The organism is Bacillota bacterium (genome assembly GCA_024655925.1).
Classification (GTDB): domain Bacteria; phylum Bacillota; class DTU025; order DTU025; family JANLFS01; genus JANLFS01.
In genome coordinates this window covers 1-7,550 of sequence record JANLFS010000125.1, presented here as the reverse complement: position 1 = coordinate 7,550, position 7,550 = coordinate 1, and the positions used below count along the sequence as shown (strand labels likewise).

8 protein-coding genes are annotated in these 7,550 nt (G+C 60.8%); all 8 read left to right on the top strand.

From position 1 onward, the window contains the following. Positions 1–738 (top strand): metallopeptidase TldD-related protein (locus tag NUW23_14250; protein ID MCR4427321.1); only part of this gene is annotated, 738 nt, incomplete at its 5' end. A 48-nt stretch (positions 739–786) separates the two neighbouring features. After that, positions 787–1,977 (top strand): pyridoxal phosphate-dependent aminotransferase, encoded by a 1,191-nt coding sequence (locus NUW23_14245; GenBank protein ID MCR4427320.1) that lies wholly within the window; start codon positions 787–789, stop codon positions 1,975–1,977. 34 nt (positions 1,978–2,011) lie between these two features. Then, positions 2,012–2,818: an S-methyl-5'-thioadenosine phosphorylase gene (gene mtnP, locus NUW23_14240; protein MCR4427319.1), complete on the top strand. Its 807-nt coding sequence runs from the start codon at positions 2,012–2,014 to the stop codon at positions 2,816–2,818. After that, complete coding sequence (locus NUW23_14235; GenBank protein MCR4427318.1) at positions 2,815–4,095, top strand: adenosylhomocysteinase; 1,281 nt, start codon at positions 2,815–2,817, stop codon at positions 4,093–4,095. Before mtnP ends, NUW23_14235 begins: the two co-directional genes overlap by 4 nt. A 5-nt stretch (positions 4,096–4,100) precedes the next feature. Next, a complete protein-coding gene (locus NUW23_14230; GenBank protein ID MCR4427317.1) occupies positions 4,101–5,408 on the top strand; it encodes an amidohydrolase in 1,308 nt (435 codons plus the stop codon). 5 nt (positions 5,409–5,413) lie between these two features. After that, complete coding sequence (locus NUW23_14225) at positions 5,414–5,965, top strand: LemA family protein (protein ID MCR4427316.1); 552 nt, start codon at positions 5,414–5,416, stop codon at positions 5,963–5,965. 18 nt (positions 5,966–5,983) lie between these two features. Continuing rightward, positions 5,984–6,892, top strand: a complete 909-nt coding sequence (locus tag NUW23_14220) for a M48 family metallopeptidase (GenBank protein ID MCR4427315.1) — start codon at positions 5,984–5,986, stop codon at positions 6,890–6,892. A gap of 210 nt (positions 6,893–7,102) precedes the next feature. Further along, positions 7,103–7,387: a carbohydrate-binding protein gene (locus NUW23_14215; GenBank protein ID MCR4427314.1), complete on the top strand. Its 285-nt coding sequence runs from the start codon at positions 7,103–7,105 to the stop codon at positions 7,385–7,387. Positions 7,388–7,550 lie beyond the last annotated feature (163 nt).

Here is a 7,550-nt window from a genome sequence, read left to right as displayed (position 1 = left end):
CTCGTGGCCGCGCTCGGGACCCCTGGGACCGCCCGGTCCGGTCCGACATCAGTGCTGCTGGCCCCGTGGGTGGCGGACGCTCTCATAGGACACTATCTGGCTGGCAACCTTGCAGGTGAGAACGTAGCCGAGGGAAGGTCCAGGTTCTCCCTGGAGCAGTTCCGGACGAGGGAGAAGGTGATGCGGGAGGATGTCTCAGTAGTTGTGGACACCGCGATCCCCTTGGGGCCCGGATCATCTCCCTGCACTCCAGAGGGAATCCCGTCCGGCTCTGTACGACTCATCGACTCTGGGCGATTGTCCACCCCGATCTTGAACGTCAGATATGCCGCGAAGTGCGGCAGGACACCGACGCCCGTTCCCCAACCGGGACTCGCCGCCGGCGACTCGGGCCTGTTCCTTCGAGCGTGTACCGCAGGAACATGGAAGGATCTCCTGCGACAGACTTCAGAAGGTCTCCTGGTCTGCTCCGTTCTGGGCCTCCACACTCAGGACCCAACCACAGGCAACTTCTCTCTCGCCGCCCCAGAGACCCTGGTGATCCAGGAAGGCCGGTGCGCCGGGGGGGTGAAAGCGGTGATTTCCGGCAACTTTCTGGATGCGCTGGTCGACGACGGGACCTGCTTTGGAGTAGACGAGGATCGCCCGAACCCCGGGATCCGGCTCCTGTGCCAGGCGACGGTTAACGGGCCCTATGACCTTCGGGGAGGAATGCTCAGTGCGCGTGGCGAATCATAGCAACCATGTACTTTGTATCCTGTATACACAAATGAAGGAGGGTTTGTCATGAGACTTTCGGAAAGAGCACGCATGATCACGCCGTCTCCAACTCTGGCCGTCGAGGCGAAGGCAAGAGCAATGAGAGACCAGGGCGTGGACATAGTGGGCTTCGGTGCGGGAGAGCCGGATTTCGATACCCCCGAGCATATTCGCAACGCTGGCATAGATGCCATCAACCAGGGACACACCAGATACACCGCTGCCTCCGGAACTCCCGAACTCAAGCGGGCGGTGGCGGCCAAGTTCCTGCGGGACAACGGCCTTCACTACGAGCTATCCGAGATAATCATCTCGTGTGGAGCCAAACACTGTCTCTACAACGCGTTTCTGGCACTTTGCCAGGAAGGTGATGAAGTGGTTGTTCCCGCGCCATACTGGGTGAGTTACCCTGATCAGATCAGTATGGCCGGAGCCCGCCCAGTGACGGTGGACACTTCCAGGACCGGGTTCAAGCTCACTCCAGAGGCGCTGTCTGCCGCGATCAGTCCGAGGACTGTAGCCATGGTTCTGAACAGTCCGTCGAACCCGACGGGCGCGGTCTACACCAGGGCTGAACTCGAGAAGATCGCGGAGATCGCTATCGACCGTGATATCTTCATCATCTCCGATGACATCTACGAGCGGCTGCTCTACAGTGACCGGGAGTTTGTCTGCATCGCCTCGCTCGGCGAAGAGGTGAAGAAACGTACCCTTGTGGTTAACGGGGTCTCGAAGACATACGCGATGACAGGGTGGAGAATAGGGTATGCTGCTGGCGACCGTGAGCTGATCCGCGCCATGGCAGATATCCAGAGCCACAGCACATCCAATCCGTGTTCGATCTCGATGAGGGCGTCGCTGGCTGCGCTCAACGGGCCGGATGAGCCAGTCAGGGAAATGGTGGAGCAATTCCGCGCGAGAGGCAAGTACATGCATGAAAGGCTCGTGGCCCTTCCAGGCGTAGAATGTGCTGCTCCAGCCGGAGCATTCTACTGCTTCCCCAGAGTGTCCCAGTATTACGGCAAATCCCTTGGAGGCTCGGTGATTACGAATTCTCTGGAATTCGCTGACGCCATGCTGTCTGAAGCACACGTGGCCCTGGTTGCGGGGGCGGCCTTCGGTGCGGACGAATTCGTACGGCTCTCCTATGCGACCTCCATGGGGAAGATAGAAGAAGGCATGAACAGAATCGAGGGTGCCCTCGCCAGGATGAAGTGACGGCGGACGTGGTGTGCGGCGGAGGTGATTTGACGTGAAGTTGGCCATCATAGGAGGAACAGGCGTCTACGACCCAGCGATTCTCGACCGGGTCAGGGAGGAAACCGTCGAAACCCCGTACGGGCAGGTAACGTTGAAGGTAGGCGAGTACCGCGGAGTCGAGGTCGGCTTTCTCGCGCGGCACGGGACAGGGCACACCGTGCCCCCGCACAAGATCAACTACAGGGCGAACATCGCTGCCCTCAAGCTTCTTGGGGTCGAAAGGGCGATCGCGACTTCGGCGGTGGGGTCGCTCAACCCTGACATGAAGCCAGGCACCTTCGTGCTGCTGGATCAGTTCATCGACTTCACCAAGGCGCGTGCCGGCACGTTTTTCGACGGGGGCCCCAACGGCGTAGTCCACCTGGACTACAGCGAGCCGTACTGCCCAGAGATCCGAGCAGTCCTCGCCCGGGAGGCGGCCTCCCTCGGAATAGATGTCAAAGATGGGGGATGCTACGTCTGCACTGAGGGCCCGAGGTTCGAGACCCCCGCTGAGATCCGTGCGTTTCGCATCATAGGTGGTGACCTGGTCGGAATGACCAGTGTCCCCGAGGTGGTCCTTGCGCGAGAGGCAGGGATCTGTTATGCGTCCATCGCCATGGCCACCAACTGGGCGGCAGGCATCTCCCCCACCCCACTCACTCACGAGGAAGTAGTCGAGGTGATGCAGGCCAACGGGGAGAGACTCCGGGCACTCGCCATGCGCGCAATCGAGGCGGTACCCGAGGAACGCGGATGCAGGTGCGGCAAGGCCGGCGCAGTGCCGCCCTGGGCGCGGGAGAGTGGTGATGGAGCATGACCGAGTCCGCTATGCGCGACCCTGGCCTTGCCCCACGCGGCAGGCTCAAGATCGAATGGGCGCGGGCGCACATGCCTGTCCTGGCTGAGATCGAGCGTGAGTTCAGCACGACTCTGCCTTACCGGGGCAAAAGGATAGCAGTCTCCTGCCACCTGGAGGCGAAGACCGCGAGGCTCGCCTTGCTCTTCGCGGCGGGAGGCGCGGAGGTCTCGGTCACCGGGAGCAACCCACTGTCCACCCAGGATGATGTTGTGGCGGCCCTTGCAGAGTCTGGGCTTCGGGTCTTCGCCTGGAGGGGAGCCACCACTGACGAGTACCGATATCACCTGAGTCAGACTCTCGGGGATGGGGCGGATGTGATCATGGACGACGGGGGCGACCTCGTTTCGATGGTCCATACCGAAAGACGCGACATCCTCGGGCAGGTCCAGGGCGGATGCGAGGAGACCACGACTGGGCTTTCAAGGCTCCGGGCGATGCACCGGGACGGGGATCTCGCGTTTCCCGTGGTAGCAGTGAATGACGCGAGGATGAAGTACCTCTTCGACAACAGGTACGGGACAGGGCAGTCGGTGTGGGACGGCATCATGCGTACCACCAACCTTTCTGTGGCAGGCAAGTGCGTGGTGGTGGCGGGCTACGGGTGGTGCGGGAAAGGTATCAGCATGCGAGCCCGGGGCCTGGGCGCGAATGTGATTGTCTGCGAGACTGATCCCGTTCGTGCGTGCGAGGCCCTGATGGACGGGTTCCGGGTGATGCCAATGGCCTGTGCGGCGGAAGAGGGCGACATCTTCGTGACAGCTACCGGATGCCGGGACGTAATCCGCGGGGAGCACCTTCAGAGAATGCGGGACGGGGCGATCCTGGCAAACGCCGGGCATTTCGATGTTGAGATCTCCAAGCCTGATCTCGCCACGATGTGCCCGGAGCCCAGGGAGGCGAGGGAGGGTATCGAAGAGTACAAGAGTCCCGACGGGCGCAGACTCTACCTCCTCGCCCAGGGGCGGCTGGTCAACCTGGCCGCGGCGGATGGCCACCCCGTCGAGGTGATGGACACGAGTTTCGGCGTCCAGGCCCTCTCGGTCAAGTACGTGATGGAAAACCACGAAAGCCTGGGCCCCGGGGTTCACCCCGTTCCGGCCGAAGTAGATGAGGCAGTCGCCAGAGTGCGGCTGCGTGCGGCCGGGGTGAAGATCGACTCCCCCACCCGCAGTCAGCGGGAGTATCTCGCTGGATGGCGCGAGGGGACCGGGGGCGGCGCAGACAGGACAGGGTGATGCCGATGAAAGACCTGATTATCAAGAATGTGGAAGTAGTGACGGTGGATCCCCATGGCCGGATAATCCCGGACGGTGTGATTCACGTCCGAAGCGGGCAAATAAGCTTCGTAGGTCGGGCTCAGGATGCCCCAGAGGCTGGACCGGGGTTCCCCGTCATCGAGGGCCGTGGCCGTGTGGCGATTCCCGGACTTGTGAACACCCACACCCATGCGGCGATGTGCATGCTCCGCGGGTACGCTGATGACCTGCCCCTCCGCGAATGGCTCGAGACCAAGATATTCCCGATAGAGGAGAAACTCACGGCGGAGGATGTGTACTACGGTACCCTTCTTGCATGCACCGAGATGATCAGATCAGGCACTACAACCTTTGCGGACATGTACTTCTACATGGATGAGGTTGCCCAGGCGGTCCGCGAAACCAGCATGAGGGCGTCGCTCTGCCTGGGCATGACGTCTCTCGGCGCGGACCCCGGGCAGACTCTGGCGCGCGGTGTGGAGTTCTGCACAAAGTGGAACGGCGAAGCGGGCGGCAGGATCACAACCATGTTGGGCCCTCACGCCCCATACACGTGTTCGCCAGAGTTCATGCGGGAAGTGGCCCAGCGCGCTCGGGACCTTGGAGTGAGAGTCCACACCCACATATCCGAGACTTCCCGCGAGGTACGCGAGATCCGGGAGGCCCAGGGCGTGTCCCCGGTCCAGCTCCTGCAGTCCGTCGGCCTGTTCGACGTACCAGTTCTCGCTGCACACTGCGTGGCCCTGTCTGAGGACGACATTGACATTCTGTCCGGGAACCGAGTAGGCGTAGCCCACAATCCGGGATCCAACATGAAGCTCGCGTCCGGGATCGCTCCTGTGCCCCGCATGCTCGACCGCGGGGTGCGAGTGGGACTCGGGACCGACGGGGCCGCGAGCAACAACAACCTGGACATGATCGAAGAGATGCGCCTTGCCGCCCTGCTGCACAAGGTCTTCACGGGGGACCCGACGGTGATGCCCGCTGCCAAGTGTCTCGAGATGGCAACCGCAGGCGGCGCGGCGTGCCTGGGCCTCCAGGACCAGATAGGCTCGCTGGAAGTGGGGAAGAAGGCGGACATCGTGCTCGTGGACTTCAACTCCCCACACCTCACGCCGCATGCAGATCCCATTTCCCACCTTGTGTATGCGGCTTCCGGAGCCGACGTCAGTACGGTCATCATCGATGGAACCGTCGTGATGGAAGACCGCAGGCTTTTGTCCATCGACGAAGAGGAAATCCTGGCCAAAGTGGAGAAACGTGCGCTGGACTTGAAAGTCGAAAGGAAGTGACAGGTGTGAGTTTCAGCCTGGTTTTCCTGGCAGTCGTGGCATTCATTGTGCTGTGGGCAGTCTCCGCCTACAACGGCCTCGTAGTACTCAGGAACCGCTGGAAGAACGCGTGGAGCCAGATTGAAGTGCAGCTCAGACGCAGATTCGACCTCATACCGAACTTAGTGGAGACGGTGAAAGGCTATGCAGCCCACGAAAAGGAAACCTTCGACATGGTTACAAGAGCACGGGCACAGGCCGCCTCAGCCACCACCGTGTCTGAACAAGCGCAGGCTCAGAACGCCATCACAGGTGCGTTGAAGACCCTCTTTGCTGTGGCAGAGGCTTACCCCGAGCTGAAGGCCAACCAGAACTTCCTGATGCTACAGGAGGAACTGTCAGGCACAGAGAGCAAGATCGCGTACGCAAGGCAGTTCTACAATGACACTGTGATGAAGTACAACACGGCCATCGAGGTCTTCCCGAAGAACCTCATAGCGCAAGCCTTCGGCTTCGTGCGGCAGGACTTCTTCGAGGTTGAGGAAGCGGCACGAGAACCAGTCCGGGTGAAATTCTAGCCCGGAGGCGTGGGCGACATGTATGAGCAGATACAGCGGAATACCACGGCTTCTTGGATTGTCATCGCCCTGACGTCGCTTCTTTTGATCGGCCTGGGATGGGTGTTCGGGCAGATGTTCGGTGGCGGATGGACCGGGGTCATTGTCGCCGCAGCCATCGCTTCCGTAATGGGGCTTGTGGGTTACTACGGCTCTGACAGGATAATCCTGGCAGTTAGCGGGGCGCATCTTGCAACCAAGGAAGACAATCCCTATCTGTACCACACCGTCGAAGGTCTCTCCATCGCGGCGGGGATCCCCGTTCCCAAGACATACATAATCGAGGATTCCGCGCTGAACGCCTTCGCGACAGGTAGAGACCCTGAACATGCGTCAATCGCGGTGACTCGCGGCCTTCTGGACAAATTGAACAGGGTGGAACTCGAAGGGGTCATAGCTCATGAGATCTCTCACATCAAGAACTACGACATCAGGCTGGCCACCATTACGGTCATCATGGTCGGGACGATAGTCCTCCTGGCGGACTGGATCAAGCGGATCATGTGGTGGGGAAGGGGAACGGGTTCCCGGAGCAAGAAACGGGACGGCAGAAGTGGAGATGGTGGAGGAGAAGCGATCCTTCTGACCTTTGGTGTGATCCTCGCCATACTGGCGCCGATCTTCGCGCAACTGCTCAGGTTCGCCCTCTCCCGCCGGCGTGAGTTTCTAGCGGACGCAGATGGGGCGCTCCTGACCCGGTACCCCGAGGGCCTCGCGAGCGCTTTGGAAAAAATTTCTCAGGACGAAGAACCGTTGGAAGCCGCAAACCGCGCGACCGCATCTCTCTACATAGTCAACCCATTCAAGAGCGCGCACGACGGCTCGCAAGGGCTTTTCTCCACTCACCCTCCCATCCAGAAGAGAATCGAGGCACTCCGGAAGATGTAGAGGGCGGATTTGGTCTAATAGCGTCCCCCGCTCGGCGGAAGACTAAGGCCGAAAGGGGGTCTTATGCTGGTGTTCTGGATGAGGCGGTACGGCATGGATAGAGACGCCGAGTTCGCCCGGGAGATAAGCCCTGAACGCACTACCAGGACGCGGACCACTCGAACTGCAGCCAAAGACAAGTTCCTTGCAGGTGGGGTGACCGTGACGCCAATGCCCGTCACTGCCGGGGAGAAGGTGACCGTCAAGTACAATGGGCTTCTTGCGCAGTCCGGCGCGGACGCTGTCTACTTGCACGCGGGCTTCGGGCAGCGGGACTGGCATCATGTGTCTGATCTACCGATGACCCAGGAGAAGCCGGGGGTGTGGTCGACGACCGTGTCACTTGACCCAAACGAAACTTCCCGCTTCAACTTCTGTTTCAAGGACAGGGCGAACAACTGGGATAACAACTACGGCCTGAACTGGAGCGTCGAAATCCACAACGGGCAGCTCTGACCTCGAGTCAGAGACCTGGACAAAAGGGAGGAGTGATCCTCCGCTTTTGTCCTCTACATATCTTGTGATCTGAGCGAGGGCGGATCACAGGGGGCGGACAGCACTTCCGCGAGGCATGAGAGCTAACTGGAGTGGAGATGTTGGGGGCGATGATCCGGGAGCG

What these genes read in the sequence shown, in the direction of transcription:
- NUW23_14245 (MCR4427320.1), top strand. Translation starts at nt 787, where the DNA reads ATGAGACTTTCGGAAAGAGCACGCATGATCACGCCGTCTCCAACTCTG.
- NUW23_14235 (MCR4427318.1), top strand. Translation starts at nt 2,815, where the DNA reads ATGACCGAGTCCGCTATGCGCGACCCTGGCCTTGCCCCACGCGGCAGG.
- NUW23_14230 (MCR4427317.1), top strand. Translation starts at nt 4,101, where the DNA reads ATGAAAGACCTGATTATCAAGAATGTGGAAGTAGTGACGGTGGATCCC.
- NUW23_14220 (MCR4427315.1), top strand. Translation starts at nt 5,984, where the DNA reads ATGTATGAGCAGATACAGCGGAATACCACGGCTTCTTGGATTGTCATC.
- NUW23_14215 (MCR4427314.1), top strand. Translation starts at nt 7,103, where the DNA reads ATGCCCGTCACTGCCGGGGAGAAGGTGACCGTCAAGTACAATGGGCTT.